Source organism: Streptomyces sp. AF1A (genome assembly GCF_047340315.1).
Lineage (GTDB): Bacteria > Actinomycetota > Actinomycetes > Streptomycetales > Streptomycetaceae > Streptomyces.
Genome location: NZ_JBLEBI010000016.1, coordinates 22,668 through 37,113, shown reverse-complemented (window position 1 = coordinate 37,113; position 14,446 = coordinate 22,668). Strand labels below are relative to the sequence as shown.

The window sequence follows — 14,446 nt, the reverse complement described above, 5'->3', positions numbered from 1 at the left end:
ATGCGAGACGAGCCCGAGCGTGCGCGGAGCCGACCCGCCCGGACAGGCCCCGCTGCACGGCAGGCACGCCATGCCCCTGAGGCGGCGCGAACCCGCGCCGAGCGCTCGATGACGTGAACTCCACGCCGGCCCACAGGCCTGCCGTCCGGGCAGGGCACAAGGCACGACAGGGCCGGACCGCGCGAAGGAACAAAAGGCCGGTTTCTCCCGGCGCCGCCCAAGAGGTCAGCACCGCCGACAGTTTCAGGACGAGGCAGCATCGTGGCAGCGTTCGGCGTTATTCTGTTGCGCCTGCCCTGATATCAGAAATCGTGAGGCTGCACTTTCGCACCCCGGAATCCGGTAGTCTTGACTCGACGAGAAACATGCGCGCTTGAGGCCCCGTCAATTGTGCGCGGGCTGAGGAGACGAAGGTGCCGGAGAGGAATACCGACTTCGGGAAATACGGTGCCCGCGGCATCAAGGGACACGAGGCCGTCGCCCGCCAGCTCGATGCACTCGCCAACTTCATCGCCACGCCGATCACACAGCGCCGCGGTCTGCTCGCACGCCTGCACTACCTCACCCGCACCGACCACGCCCGCCAGGCAGCCCGCGAGGTTGGCCTCACCGTCACCGACCGCACGATGAAGGCATGGCTGGACGGCAAGCAGAACCCGTCGAAGAAGAACCTCGAGCGGATCGAGAGCGCCTACCGAACGGTGCGCCGCCACAACGTCGCCCGCTACCTGCTCGCCCGCCTCAACCGTGAAGGCCGTGGAACACGCGTCGAGTTCCACCCGCTCAACCAGTCACAGGTCCAGCGGCCCCGCCAGCGCGCCATCTCCTACCGCACACTCAACGTCCGCCACTGGGACCGCATCATCGAGGCGTGGGCGAACGACGACGAAGGGGCTCTGGACGACGCCTGGATCAGCGATGCGGTCGTGGACCTCGGCTCCGAGTGGGGCCAGTACGAGTACGTCACCAACATCGGCTTCGCAGCCTGAACCAGGAAACGGCCTGGACCACCTTCCTGGCCCCGGACCTTCTCCTTCTCCCCGGCCTCGCGCCCCTCGGGAGTCGGTCCTGGTACGCCAGGGCAGCCTGCCGGTACCGCTCCGCGCCCCCCCCGGAATGCAGCCGCTGTTGTGCCGGCATGGCCTTCACCGCAGCGATCACGTCCTCGACGGCCGCTCCCCGGCAAGCATCGCGTTGAACTGCTCAGACCCCCGGCCCACTGCCCCTTCACCAGCTGCGCCAGGCGCAGGTGCCACCGCTCTGCGCTCACCACGGCCCGGCTCATGCCGAGCATCCCGCCGGCGCGGCCTCATCGATCCCGATCCGGCCTCCTGGCTTGCTGAAGGCACGCATCTGCATCAGTACCCGGCAGGCCGCCGACAGCAGCTCCAAGCCGGCCACGCCGCCCTTTGGACCCCGGTCGTGAGGGTGAGGGGCTGGGGCTCGGGGAGGGTATCGATGCCGGGCATGGCATGGCCTGCTGCAAGCCGGGCGAGCGGTCCCGGCTGCTCTACGCGATCCGCAAGTGCCGGGGACGCAAGGACGAACCGAAGGGCTTCGGCCAGCGCGACGTGCGCGATCTGATCGTTCGCGCCCGCATCCCGCTGGGCGGACCGATCGTGCTCGTCTGGAACGACGTCCGCCTGCATGACGGCCGGCATGCGGGAGTTCGCCGACGCGAACCCCGAGTGGCTCACTGTGTTTTCAGCCGCCCGCCTGCAGGTCATCTCGATGGGCAAACGGACTCATTGGCGTAGATGAGCCAGGGCTCCGTCGCTCACGGGGTAGGGACGTTCACGGGGCAGGAGTTGCCGTGCCGTGTCCAGGTCTCCGTCTCGTACATGCGCGTGGATCGTGCGGGCGAGCGATGTGACGTCGGTGATGGACACGGTCCACTCATCGGCGTAGAGGCGTGCGGCCTCGCCGGCGAGACCGAGCTGGAGCGACCGGTGGGCAAGCGGCTGAAGGCGCAGGTCGCGTTCGGGGTCCCATTGCACCCGGGCCGGAGCCCGCTTCAATTGGCGCTTCCACGTGGCGCGGTCGGCGTGGAGCCCATGCTCGTAGTGGGACAGGCAGGCGTGCTCCAGTGCCCACTCGAAGCCGTCACGGGAGATCTCGATGGCGAGGACGGTCTCCTGTCCCTCTTTGGTGCCCCACCCGCAGCGATACATCATCCACAGGAACGACGGCTTGATCCATGTCATCCGGTCCCGCTGCCACACCGCCGGGAAACGGCCCACCCGGGCCGCCGGCAGGCCTATCTCCGGGGTGTACGCCTGGTAGACGGTGACCGTGGAGTCCGTGTGCAGGGCTCGAATCTGGTATTTGGGTTCTGCCACGGGGACCAGGGTGGGCACACCGTTCCGTACACGCCATCGAATTACCGCGATGCGAGGTCGCCGAGCCTGCGATGGCAGACGAGGGAGGCGGCATGCCGACGAAGGCGAGGAAGCGCGCGGCCTTACGTCGTAGCGGCGATGCGAACGGCGGCATCCGCCAAGCCAGGCCACCGTTCTCTCAACGGTCCAGCGGCCACGGCCCAGCCGCTGGGAGGACTCGATGCCCTTGCCGGCGATGCGCGGCGTGACGTTCCGCGAGCGTAGCCATCGGCGCAGGCGGTCGTAGTCGTACCCGGTCGTATGCGTGCTCACCCAGGTGTCGAGACCGACCGCGGACGAGACCCGCCCCAGAACGCTGAACTCCAGCAGCGAATCGTCGAGATGGGAGACGACCTCGCCGCCGTCCGTACCAGCCTCCGGCGCGTGATCCGCGAGCAGAACTGATTGATCCCGCCCCCGGCGTTTATCGAGACCGGGTCAGCACTGCCACAGGAACTTCGCGCGGCCACAGGGTTCGCAGGCGAACGCATAGGCACCGCCGCAGCCGCCGAAGTTCATGGCGGTGCTGTGGTCCGGACCTTCCTCAAGCTGGACGATCAGTGGCATAAGAGTGGCGCATGACGGACAGGACGGGGTCTCGTCGCCCTGAATCCAGGCGGGGCTACCTCCGAGCTGGCCGAGCACGGATGACGCGGAGTGGTCGTTTCCCGCTGACCACTCTTCGCAGGCCTTGTCGTAATCGGGCTCGTCGACATGCACCAAGCTGACCGCCCGCACGGAACCGAGCAAAAGCCGGTCCTCATCGACACCGTCAGGTTGGGGCAGTGGCTGAAGACCATCCGCCGGGAAGAGCAAGGCCCGATTCCCGCCCGAGTCCGGCTCCCAGTCGCTGCACATACCTGGGTCGTTCTGGCATGCGAACAAGACGAGGATCCCACGGCCCTCAATCCCACCCCCGAGGTCATCCAAGACCACCTGGGCGAGGAACTGCATCGGGCCCTTGCACGAAGTGCAGCAGGGCCACGGAGTGCCAGCCGGTGCCAGAGGCACTCCACCGGTCCGGGTCGCCTGCGCAGCCGACGCGACTGGACCTGCATCGATCATGAGAGTCGTCACGGCCAGGACTCTATGACAGACCGGTGACATCGCCCGGACAGGTCTGGCCCGGCCCGCCCGCCATCGTCGTGACCAACGTGCCTCACGACCATGCAAGTGCCTGACCTGCCAGAACGGTTCTCTCACCAACCGTCACTGTGGTCGCCTCCATCGAGGCATGAAGCCTAGCTGCCCTACACGCAGCTGCAGGGGATGGTGTGCGCTCATCGGCGTGATCACCCGCAGGCCGCGGTAATGCCATCGGGCCATCTGCAGGTTGAGCGGGCGCCCGGCGGGCACGTCGCTGCGCGATGCCCAGGACGAAGCGGGCGCCCCGCCCGGGTTCTGGATGGACCAAGAACTGGCCGCGCTCGGTCTCGCGGCCGGGGACGTGGTGACCGAGCGGCAAGCCGGACCGTTCTCGGGGGAAGGCCGGCACCCGGACGCCGACCGGATCGAGCGCGAGCTCCTGGAGGAGAGAAAGAGCCCGGCGCAGGCGCGGCGGGCGACGGTTGCCGGGCAGGGCCATTGAGCACAACAAGTCACCCAAGACCGAGAAGGCCAAGGAGCGGTTCGCCCTGGCCGGCCATGGATGGTGTTCCGGATGTTGCCGGCCGTTCAGATCGCGTGGGCGCCGGGGGACAACCTGATCCGCCGGGTCCAGGAGCTGTGCCGACATCGCCCGGGACACGGCGCCGGCGTGGCTGGAGGAGTCCGTCGCAGAGACCCGCCGGGGGAGTGGCGGCGAGCACCGCAAGCCGGCGAAGGACGGGCTGACCGCCGCGGTCCCACACTACGAGTCCACAGCCGGAAAGCCGCAGCTTCACGATCATGCGGTGACGTCCATCCGAGCCCGGCGGCCGGACGACAAGAGGACGTGATGCAGGTTCACATTCCGCGTGTCCCTTTCGCATCGGCGGTGGCCTTCCTCCGGCCCAAAGGACACTCCGGTGACGTACTCCAATCCGATCGCTCACCCGTCATGGCGCTGTTCACGCCCTCGACCGGTCAAGAGGTCTTCTCCGACCTGATCGTGAAGGGCACGCGGCTGACCGGAACCGGGAACCTCGCTCGCCGTCCTTGCCACGCAGGCATGGGCCTCGGATCGCTCCTGCACCACAGGCGCCAAGTGATCCCGGCCCTGGATCCTGTTCGCCGCGGGCATGGCACACTTGCCGCGCGTGTCCAGGGGACATTCACGGGGAGTGCGGATGCTGGTGGAACGGGTTCGTGCGTTATTGGCGCTGCCGTCCACGCGTGATGGCGAGGCGCTGCCCGCGGTCGCCGACGTGGACGCGTACGGGGAGTTAGCCGGCTCGCGGGGGCTCTACAGCCACGGGACGATCGTGCCTTTGCCGCATCCGCCGTGGTTGCGGCGGCAGTTGGACGACGCCCTGGGCGAGCGTTCGATCGTATTGCTCGCCGGGCCGAACCGGGCCGCCAAGTGGCGCGCCGGCTTCGAGGCCGTGTGCCGGACGCTGCCCGGGGCCCGGCTGCTCGTGCCCCGGCTGGAGACGGGCGCGCTGGCCGAACTGGTGGATCTGCAGCCGCCGTTGCCGGGCGACGACGGCACCCTCGTCGTATGGCTGGAGGGGATCGAGCGGTATCTGGCGGCGCCGGACGCGCTCGGCGGCGACCGACTGGAACGGCTGCTCAAACTCGGCCGGCGAGTCGTGCTGATGGCCACGGTGTCGGGGAATCTCTGGGAGATCATGCGCACGTCGCAGGGTGTCTCCCGGGCGCTGGCCCGGCAGGTGCTCGACGCGGCCGTGACGATCGAGGTGCCCGAGCCACGCGGGAACGGCGCCGAAGAGGAGACGCCCCCGGCCACGGCGGCGGACTTCGCGCATACCGACGACGAGGCCGCACCGCTGCCTTTGGAGGCCGCCGCCCTGGAGCGGCGCTACCGCGACGGGTACCTCGGCGGGCAAGCGGGCTGGCAGGTGGTCAAGGCCGCCGTCGACCGGCGGCGCGCCGGACTGTCGCGGGCCGCCACCGAGCCGGAGCTACGCGAGCTGGTCGCCGCCTGCGTCCCGTACGAGGAGCCCACGGACGACGCCTGGGTTGAGGCACTCGACTGGGCCCTGGCCGGGCCCGAGGGCGCGGCGTTGCTCAGCGAACAGCCCAGGGCAAAGACCGCCGCCCCGCGCACCTTCCAGCCGCATCCGCACATCGTCGCCCACGCCGATGCCCCCACCGCACCGCTGCCCGCCGATATACCCGCCGCCGCCTGGGAGTTCGTGCTGCGGCGCAGCGACGCGTTCGAGCTGATGCAGGTCGCCGCCACCGCCGGCGAGCGCGGCCACGCAAAGGTCGCACAGCAGGCGTGGGAGCGGGCCGCGTCGAGCCTGGAACCGATGGTCGTGTCGGCAGCCGGGCTCTTTTGCCGCTCGGAGGCGGGCGTCAGACGCCGGGACGGCAGGACGCCGGGCGGTACGGGACGTGTGCCGGGCGGCCCGGCACGTCGGTCCGGCGGAAGCCGGGCCATCGACGGGGAGTGGGTGTTCGCCGCGGCCCAGCGGTCCAACCAGGCCCAGGAGATGGCCGAGCGGGGCGACCGGGACGGTGCCGTCCGCCTGTACCGCCAGGTGCTCGCCGAGGACGACCCGATCGGCACGCCGCTGGCCGGCCTGAACCTGGGCATGATCCTGCGGGACGAAGGCGATCTGGCGGGTGCCCGGTCGGCGTACGAGAGGGCGCTGACCTGCTGCACCGCGCACGGCGACCCGACCGGAATGCACGGCGAGGTGGCCGGCCGCCTCGGGACCGTGCTCGCAGACCTCGGCGAACGCCGGGCGGCCCAGCGGATGTTCGAGGTGGCCGTCGACTCCGGGCACAGGCACGCCAAGCCGCGGGCGCTGATGTGGCTGGGGGACCTGAAACACGAGGACGGCGACATCGCCGGGGCCGTGGCCGCATACCGGGGAGCCATCGATGCCGAGGACCCCGCCCTTGCCGCCGCCGCCAGGTTCAAGCTGGCCCTGCAGATCCAGGACACGGACCCCGAGGAGGCGCTCACGCACTACCGGCACGTGGCCGGCACGACCGCAGTGCCGGACGTCGTCACCGCCGCGGCCGAGCTGCGTGCCGGCCGGATACTGCTCAGCCGCGGCGACACGGCCGGCGCCCGCGAGGCCTACCAGCGGGCCGCCGCATGCGCAGAATCCGAACCCGCGGTGTGGGCGAGCCTCGAACTCGGCGCCCTGCTCGCACAGTCCGGCGAGCTCACCGCAGCCGCGGCCGCCCTGCAGGACGCGGCCGACTCCGGACACCCCGAGGCCGCCCCCTTGGCGGCGCAGGCCCTCGCGCACACACGGCGACAGCTGGGCGATCTACGCGGCGCGCTGCAGGCCTGCCGGACGGTCACGCACAACAAGACCGGGCCCCGGGTGGCGCAGGTGCTGCTGCTCCAGGGCGATATCCACCTGCAGCTGCGGGAGGGCAAGGAGGCGGCCGCCGCCTATGGGCGGGCGATGGCCCACGGGGATGAGCCCACGATGCGGCTCGCCCGCGAGCGACTGAGGATGATCGGTTTTGGTGGCGACGACTGAGCTGCTGCAGCAGATGACGGCGGCACTGGCGGACTACGGCTTCACACCGGCCGGACAGACCGTCTACCACGACGAGTTCGGCGACGGCACCGGCACGGTGGGCTGGCTGCGGCTGCGCACCGAGCCGCGCCGCTCACCGCAGGACGACCACGACTTCCTCGTCGTCTACAGCCAGGCGGAAGGGACCTGGACGCTGGCCGCGCCCGGCGCCGAGCGCGATCGCCGCCACCACCGGCGTCGATGCGGCAGCCCGGGCGCTGGCGACGGCGGCCGCGCGGGCCGGCGCATCGGAGCCGGCCGCGCGGATGCTGCCCGACTGGGCACTGACGGCGCTCGGCGCGGCCGCGGTACAGGTGGTCGTCCCGTTCGTGCAGAGCGTCGTCGGCAAGTCGGCAGAGGACGCGTACGCGGCGCTGCGCAGGCGGCTCAGCCGCCGCCCTACCGCCGTCGACGAGATACCGGCGCAAGCACCCGCACAAGCGCCGGAGGCCACCCAATACGTCTGCATCGCCGACCCCGACGAGGACATCCAGCTCATCGCACCCGACCCGGTACCACCCGCAGCGCTGCGCCGCCTGCTCCACCTGGACGTCGCCGAGCTGCGCGGGCGGACCTTCATCTGGGACGAGAGCAGGCAGGAGTGGTTCCCATGCCGCCGAAGCCCGTGACGGACGACCTCGCCCGCCTCGCCGGGCGGCTGCGCCGCTACACGGACACCGACGACCCCAGCGTCATCCTCGACCCGGCCGCCGGACAGGAGGCCGCAAGCACGCTGCGCAGGGCGCTGTGCGCTGCCCCCGACGAGCTGTGGACCGGCCTCAACCTCACCGGCTGGCTGTTCTGGTGCCGGGCGGCGGCGACCACCGGTTGGCAGCGGGAGCGCGAGGCGCTGCTCGCCCTGGCACTGCTCGGCACGGTCGGCGCGTTCGACCCGGCCGCACTGCCGGAAGGGTTCCCGCACCAGGCCGGGTCCGGCCCGCAAGGGGAGACGGACCGCGTCGCCCGCCTCACCACGCTGGCCCTCGCCCCGGCCATCGAGACCGGCGAGCAAGATCCGACCGCACTCCTCGCCGCCGCCGTCATCTGCCGGGCCGCCGAAGCCGTGGCCAAGACGCCGGACGAGCGTGCCCGCTGCCTCACCAACCACGCACACGCGCTGCTGCTCCTGTACGAAACCGACCACGACCCAAAGCTGCTGCCCTTGCTCATCCACAGCGCACAGCGCCTGGCGCAGGCCACACCGTCCGGAAGCGAGCCGCGCGCCCTCGCCCTCGGCCGCCTCAGCCACGCCTACCGGCTGCGCTACGACGCCGGCGGCGAACCGGCCGCACTCACCCAGGCCGTGGACCACGCCCGCGCAGCCATACGAACCCTGCCACCAGGTGCCCCCGGCCGCCTCGCCCCAACCAGCGCCCTCGTGGAACTGCTGCACCTGCGCCACACCGCCCTCGGCGACACGGACGCGCTGCGCGAAGCACTCAGGCTCTCCCGCGAGCTCCTCACCCAGCTCCCTCCCGGGCACGCCGCGTCCGTCCCGACACTGGCCGCCCTCGGCGGCCAGCTGGCCGCGCTGTGGGAGCAGGACAAAAGCGCCGGCACCGCACCACTGGACGAGGCCATCGAGGCGGGCCGCACCGCGGCGGCTCTGGCGGAGCCCGGCACACAGACACTCGCCGGCATCCTCGCCGACCTCGCCCTCTGGCTGTCCTGGCGGGCCGAAAAGACCCGGTCGGAAGGCGACCTCGCCGAATCCCTCGCCTGTGCCCGCCGGGCCGTCGCCGCGGCCCCCGACGGGCGGGTTGCGGGCGCCGCGTCCGCGGCGCTGTCGGTGAGCCTTCACGCACATCACCTGCGCTCCGGCGACCCTGCACTGCTCACCGAGGCGATCGACACGGCCCGGGCGGCGGTGGCCGCCGCCAACCCGGCGCAGCTGCCGGAGCGCCGCCTCACCCTCGGCACGCTCCTCAACAACCGCTTCGCCGCAACCGCCGCCGCGCCGGACGGCCGGGAGGCCGCCGACTGCCTGCGCAGCGCCGCCCGCTCGGACAGGCTGAGCCCACTGCGCCGCGCCCGCAGCGCCTGGCACGCGGGCAAACTCGCCAACACCCTCGAGGAATGGTCACAGGCCGCCGATGATCTGGCCCTGGCCATCACCCTGCTGCGCCAGCTCACCGGCCCGCACCTGAGCGCCCGGGACCGCGAGCGACTGCTGGCGGAGTTCGCGCCACTGCCCACGCTGGCCGCCTCCGCCGCCGCCAAAGCCGGCCGACCTGAGCAAGCGGTGGAACTCCTCGAACACGGCCGCGGCGTGCTCTACGCCGATGCGGCGGCGCTGCGCGAACACGCGACCCGGCTGGCAGCCGTCGCCCCCGGGCCGGCCGCCGACCTGGAGCGCACCTCCAAAGCCCTGCGCACCGAACGCGACCCGGGCCGACGCCACCGCCTGGCGGCTCACCGCGACGCCCTGACCGCCCACATCCGGCAACTCCCCGGCTTCGAGCACTTCCTGGAGCCCCCCGCCCTTGCGGAAATTCTGCGCGGCTGTGCGGCGGGCCCGGTGGTGGTCCCGCTGCTGCAGGAAGCCGGTTCCATGGCGCTGGTCGTGACAGTGCCGGGCGTACGACTCCTCCCGCTGCCGGACCTGACGGCCAGGACACTGCGGCAGCTGGGCCGCGACATCCTCGGCGGCGCCGAGACAGCACTGGACGCGAAGCTGCCGACGACGCGGCGGATGCTGGGCGAGTACGCGATATCCGCGGGGCTCGCCCTGCTGTGGGACGCGGTGGTGGGGCCGGTACTGCAGGAGGTCGCACTGCCGGCGAACGGGGGAGCGGACGGCGAACAGCCGCCCAAGCTGTGGTGGTGCCCCACCGGCCCCCTCTCGATCCTTCCCTTCCACGCAGCCGGCCGGCACGAATCGGGCAACGCGCTCAACCTGGTGACCTCCTCCTACACCCCGACCCTGCGCGCGCTGACCCGCACCCGCCCCTGGCAACCCGCTGCGGACACCAGACCCCTGGTGATCGCCCTGCCGCACACCCCCGGAAGCGCGGCCCCGCTCCCGGCGGCCGACCAGGAAGCGGCGCTGCTGACAACGCTCTTCCCCCGCTGCCGTCTCCTGCGCGGCCCGGCCGCCAGCCGCGCGAACGTCACCGCGGCACTCGCCGACCACGAAATGGTGCACCTGGCCTGCCACACCGGCCAGGACCCGGACCGGCACTACGAGTCCCACCTCCTGCTCCACGACGGCAGACTCCACCAGCCCGACCTCCCGCTGACCGGCACCCGCCGCGGCGGGCTGGCGTTCCTGTCGGCCTGCGGCACCGCACTGAGCCGACTGGACCTTCCCGACGAGTCGCTGAACCTCCTCAGCAGCTTCCACGCGGCCGGCTTCAGCCAGCTCATCGGCAGCCTCTGGCCAGTCGACGACCACGCCACCACACGCATGGCGCACGCCTTCTACACCAACCTCCTGCCCCCGGCCCGGATGATCGCGGCACAGGCCCTGCACGCCGCTACCCGTACCCACCGCGACCGCGAACCGGACCGCCCGTCACAGTGGGCCGCCTACCTGCACGTGGGACCGTGAGCCACCCCGCCCCGCCAGGCCAGCCTGCCTCCGCGCGGGCCGTCGCCGCGGGACGCACACCCAGGCGCAGCAGCTCCACCGCCCGCTCCGCCGGCAGATGAAAGCGATCGGCGAGATGACCGACCGGTTCGCGCAGCGTGCGCAGCCTGATCAAGCTGCGTGGCCGCGTACCACCGGTGGTCGGTGACCGGTGTCACGGGCCGACTTGGGGGGATCAGTGGCCCGAGTCCGTCATGCAGGCGCAGTGCCTTGGGCGGCAGAGGCGGACCTCAGGATACCGACGTGCTGGTCGGCCGTCGGCCTTGGCCGTACAGGGCTCCCCGGCCGCGTGACTCAGGAACTAATTCCACGCATACGGTGATAAGTATAGTGATAAGTATGGCGATGGGGTCTCCCGTGCTCGTATCGACTCCGCCCTCTCCATGGGAAGTGCGGCGAGATGTCGACATGGCGGCGTCCCTGCGTCGGCTGTTTGAACGACTGCATCCAGCGACAGCCGCTGTGTACCTTCTTACCGACGACACCGGCGCCCTCGCCGCCTCCATGGTCCTCGACACCGCCCTGGGTTTCACTGTGGCTCCGGGAATGCCGGTCGACGATTTCGACTGGGCCGGGGCGGCAGCCCAGCAGACGGGAGAGATCGTCGTCCGGGACAGCGTATCGACGCGCTGGGCCATCGAGAGCAACCCGGCGGTTGTCCAGTACCTGCCGTATCCCGTACTCACGGTGGCCGCGCCGCTGCGGACGGCCCGCAAGCGGTTCGGCGTGCTCGTCCTGCGCTGGGCGCCCCCTCGGGATCCCGACAGCGCGATGCTGGACTGCGTCCGGAGCGTCGCAGAGCAGTTGTCCACCGATCTGGAACGGTCGGCGGAGCAGGGTGCGTCCATGGTCGCCCCTCCGGTCCCCTGGTTCGTTCCAGTTTCAACGGACGGCGCCGGCCCCGTCTCGCAAGGCGCCTCGGCCACAGCACCGCCCATCCGGCCGACAGGGCCCAGTGGGAGTTCCTCCTTCCTCTACCAATTCCAGCGGGTGGCCACCGAGTTGACCGCCGGCGTGCGGGCCCAGGACATCGTCGCCACCACACATGCCGAGGTGGTCCGGCCGTTCGGTGGGGACGGGGTGACGTTGTACCTGATCGAGCAAGGACGGCTGCGGGTCGCCGGCTCGGCGGGGTCTGCCAAGTCGGCTCTGAAGGCGGTGGACTACCTGCCGCTCACGCCTGGCGCGCCTGAGGCGGACGCGGTGATCAAGAACCAGTCGATGATGCTGAGTACGGCGCAGTTGCGCGCCGGCTACCCGGGGCTGAACCGCTACCACGAAGGTGCCGCCTGGCTGTTCCTTCCCCTCATCGCCGATCGCCAGGTGGTTGGATGCTCCGTCGTCAGGTACGACCATCTCCAGCAGTTGCGGGACGACGAACTAGCGGCACTGATGATCATGTTCGGGCAGGTCGGGCAGTCACTGCAGCGGGTTCGCTCGCACGAGTGGGCGGCCTCCATCGCCCGGACCCTGCAGCAGGGGCTGTTGCCAGGCAGCTTTCCACACCTGAAGGAGATCGTTGCCACCGCGCGCTACCTTCCGGCCACCCAGGGCGCCGAAGCGGGCGGCGACTGGTACGACGTGATCAGTCTGCCTGGGGGAGGGGCGGGACTGCTCATCGGGGACGTCGAGGGACACAGCCTGGAAGCCGCCGGGATCATGGCTCAACTGCGCAGCGGCGCCCGTGCGTACGCCACAGAGGGGCACGACCCGGCTGCTGTGCTGGCACGCAGCAACCGGTTGCTGGCGGGTCTGGACACCAGGCTCTTCGCCACCTGCTGCTGTATATGGCTGGACCTGGACACCGGGGAGGCCACCATCGCCAGCGCCGGCCATCCCATGCCTGTCATCAGCGACCCGAGCGGTCGGGTCAGCACGCCGGTACTCTCCGCGGGCCCGCCGCTCGGCATTTGCCCGGAGACCGTCTACATCCAGGTCGATACCGTGCTCGCACCGGGATCACTGGTCGCTCTGTACACCGATGGCCTGCTCGACCTCAGTCACCAGTCTCTCGAAACCGCCCTCGGCACGCTCCGGCAACGACTGGCCGACCAACGGGACCTGGACCTGGAGGTACTGGCCGACCGCCTGGTCTCCGATGACGGACCGCACACGGCGCGCGACGACGACCTGGCGTTGTTGCTGGTCCGGTACGAGGGGGCCAGCGAGAGCGCCGCGGAGCGGGTCGCACGGGTGTCCATCCAACGCAACGGCCTGCATGAAGTACGCCGGCTGCGGCACTTCCTGACCGACCTGATGAATACGTGGATGCTCAGCGTCGACATCGACGCGTTGGAGCTCCTGGTGTCCGAGGTGGTGACCAACTCCTTGGTACACGCTCAGAGCGAGGTCGATGTAAGGCTCCGCAACTACCCGGACCACCTGCGTGTCGAGGTGCGGGACACCAATCCGCACCCGCCCGTCATGGCCGCCATCGTGGGCGCCGATGAGGCGGTGAACGACGAGGCGGAGTCCGGGCGCGGCCTGCTGATCGTCAACGCCCTTGCCGCAGCTTGGGGTACGTCCCCCGCGGGCCGCGGCAAAACCACCTGGTTCGAGCTGGACGTCAGTTCACACGCCGCGACTTCGTAACCGTTCGCCGACCGCACGCGGCCTGTCCGGCCGTTCGGGCCGTCGTGCAAGCCGCTCCGGTCGGCCGCCGGTCGGTTCGTAGCTCGGGGTTCGTAGGGCGCTGGGGCAACAGCGCTAACTCGGCAGGTTCGGCGGGCCTTCGGGGCGGCGGGTCACCTCGATTGCCTGCGCCAGCCGCATCGAGCGCTTGAGTCCCTCACGGTCGGGCAGGACGCACAGGCCGGTCAGGATCAGTTCCAGCCGGATGAGCAGGTCGGCGAACAGGGACGGGGCGTCGGCGGGCCGGTCCGGCGCAGCCCACCGCCACAGTGCATCGAAGTAGGCCGCGCGGATCAGCTCTCCCGCTGTCTGTGCGCTGACGTCGTCGCGGATCTCACCGGACCGCTGCCCCTCCTCGATGACGCCGGCGAATTGGGTTGCCAGCGTCCGCTCCTCCAGGACGGGGCCGCCCCATTTGACCCAGGCCAGGGTGTAGACCCGGCCGGCTGCCGGCGACCGCTCGTAGGATTCCGCCAGCACCTGCATGATCAGGACCAGGCGTGCGGTCGCGGACTTCTCCGTGAAGGCTCGGTCGGCGAGCGCATGCGTGATCTCTTCGCGGCGGAGGGCGCCCCAGGCGAGGACGAAGTCCTCTTTGCGTGGGAAGTGGTTGAAGACCGTCTGGCGGGCGACGGCGGCGGCCTGGGCGATTTCGTCGTATGTCGTCTCCTCGAAGCCCTGCGCGGCGAACAGTTCGGTCGCCGCTCTCAGGAGACGTTCGCGGGTCTCCGTCTTGCGTTGCTGCCGCGGCGCCGTAGCGGTTCTCTCGCCACTCATGGGACTCCCGTTGCTCTCGATCCGATGGCCTGCTGGCCAGTCATACCCAATGTACCGGAGTCTAATGGTTAGGGTTCGTGGCGGAACGTTGCTAACGCCTATTGTTGACATCCTCATTAGGTCTGCCGCAGGCTGATGGCCAACGGGCTGTACTTCAGTCCACTAATGGTTACCCGGCTGAGCCACTCTCGGCTGAGCCGACTCAGCGTGGAGCGAATCGAAGTCCAGGATGCGCAGAGGTCGACCCAGGACGCGCAGAGCGCGTTCAACTCCCTGCTGGAGCAGAAGCCGGCCGCGATGCAGCTCACCGGCACGGCGGGCACCATGCCGCTTCCGAATGCGGCACGTGCGGCCGTGCACACCATGGGCGGACTCGCGGTTGCCGACTACATGACCGTCCTCCGGACGGCCTGATCCATCCGAGA

Annotated in this window: 12 protein-coding genes and 1 pseudogene; 9 read left to right on the top strand and 4 right to left on the bottom strand. The window is 70.5% G+C overall.

The genetic code is table 11. The features are described 5' to 3' along the window. Nucleotides 1-413 precede the first annotated feature (413 nt). Nucleotides 414-989 (top strand): transcriptional regulator, encoded by a 576-nt coding sequence (locus tag ACLU3S_RS08080; RefSeq protein WP_413951060.1) that lies wholly within the window; start codon nt 414-416, stop codon nt 987-989. A gap of 483 nt (nt 990-1,472) precedes the next feature. Then, entirely contained in the window at nt 1,473-1,757 is a 285-nt protein-coding gene (locus tag ACLU3S_RS08075) for a hypothetical protein (RefSeq protein WP_413951059.1), read from the top strand. On the opposite strand, the gene ACLU3S_RS08070 is transcribed toward ACLU3S_RS08075, so the two are convergent. The 3 genes and pseudogenes from ACLU3S_RS08070 to ACLU3S_RS08060 all read right to left on the bottom strand — a co-directional run bounded on the left by ACLU3S_RS08070 (nt 1,746) and on the right by ACLU3S_RS08060 (nt 3,443). Beyond that, nucleotides 1,746-2,339, bottom strand: a complete 594-nt coding sequence (locus tag ACLU3S_RS08070) for a DUF4291 domain-containing protein (protein ID WP_413951106.1) — start codon at nt 2,337-2,339, stop codon at nt 1,746-1,748. The two genes, ACLU3S_RS08075 and ACLU3S_RS08070, sit on opposite strands and share 12 nt — an antisense overlap. A gap of 120 nt (nt 2,340-2,459) precedes the next feature. After that, a pseudogene (locus ACLU3S_RS08065) lies at nt 2,460-2,633 on the bottom strand (IS5/IS1182 family transposase); the annotation flags it as partial. Between the two features lie 183 nt (nt 2,634-2,816). Beyond that, on the bottom strand, nt 2,817-3,443 hold the full coding sequence (locus tag ACLU3S_RS08060; RefSeq protein WP_413951105.1) for a DUF1963 domain-containing protein: 627 nt from the start codon (nt 3,441-3,443) through the stop codon (nt 2,817-2,819). A gap of 268 nt (nt 3,444-3,711) precedes the next feature. On the opposite strand from ACLU3S_RS08060, the gene ACLU3S_RS08055 reads away from it, so the two are divergent. The 6 genes from ACLU3S_RS08055 (at nt 3,712) to ACLU3S_RS08030 (ending at nt 13,205) form a co-directional block, all read left to right on the top strand. Beyond that, nucleotides 3,712-3,966, top strand: a complete 255-nt coding sequence (locus tag ACLU3S_RS08055) for a hypothetical protein (protein ID WP_413951058.1) — start codon at nt 3,712-3,714, stop codon at nt 3,964-3,966. A gap of 145 nt (nt 3,967-4,111) precedes the next feature. Beyond that, on the top strand, nt 4,112-4,315 hold the full coding sequence (locus ACLU3S_RS08050; protein ID WP_413951104.1) for a relaxase domain-containing protein: 204 nt from the start codon (nt 4,112-4,114) through the stop codon (nt 4,313-4,315). Between the two features lie 336 nt (nt 4,316-4,651). Then, the gene (locus tag ACLU3S_RS08045) at nt 4,652-6,985 is read left to right on the top strand and encodes a tetratricopeptide repeat protein (RefSeq protein ID WP_413951057.1); all 2,334 of its coding nucleotides are present in this window, start codon (nt 4,652-4,654) and stop codon (nt 6,983-6,985) included. A gap of 305 nt (nt 6,986-7,290) precedes the next feature. Continuing rightward, complete coding sequence (locus ACLU3S_RS08040) at nt 7,291-7,653, top strand: hypothetical protein (RefSeq protein ID WP_413951056.1); 363 nt, start codon at nt 7,291-7,293, stop codon at nt 7,651-7,653. After that, the gene (locus ACLU3S_RS08035) at nt 7,635-10,574 is read left to right on the top strand and encodes a CHAT domain-containing protein (RefSeq protein WP_413951055.1); all 2,940 of its coding nucleotides are present in this window, start codon (nt 7,635-7,637) and stop codon (nt 10,572-10,574) included. Before ACLU3S_RS08040 ends, ACLU3S_RS08035 begins: the two co-directional genes overlap by 19 nt. A gap of 447 nt (nt 10,575-11,021) precedes the next feature. Further along, complete coding sequence (locus ACLU3S_RS08030) at nt 11,022-13,205, top strand: SpoIIE family protein phosphatase (RefSeq protein ID WP_413951054.1); 2,184 nt, start codon at nt 11,022-11,024, stop codon at nt 13,203-13,205. A gap of 114 nt (nt 13,206-13,319) precedes the next feature. Here ACLU3S_RS08030 and ACLU3S_RS08025 read toward each other — a convergent pair whose 3' ends face one another. Beyond that, complete coding sequence (locus ACLU3S_RS08025; protein ID WP_413951053.1) at nt 13,320-14,021, bottom strand: TetR/AcrR family transcriptional regulator; 702 nt, start codon at nt 14,019-14,021, stop codon at nt 13,320-13,322. Between the two features lie 207 nt (nt 14,022-14,228). On the opposite strand from ACLU3S_RS08025, the gene ACLU3S_RS08020 reads away from it, so the two are divergent. Then, nucleotides 14,229-14,435, top strand: a complete 207-nt coding sequence (locus ACLU3S_RS08020) for a hypothetical protein (RefSeq protein WP_413951052.1) — start codon at nt 14,229-14,231, stop codon at nt 14,433-14,435. The last annotated feature ends 11 nt before the right edge of the window (nt 14,436-14,446 follow it).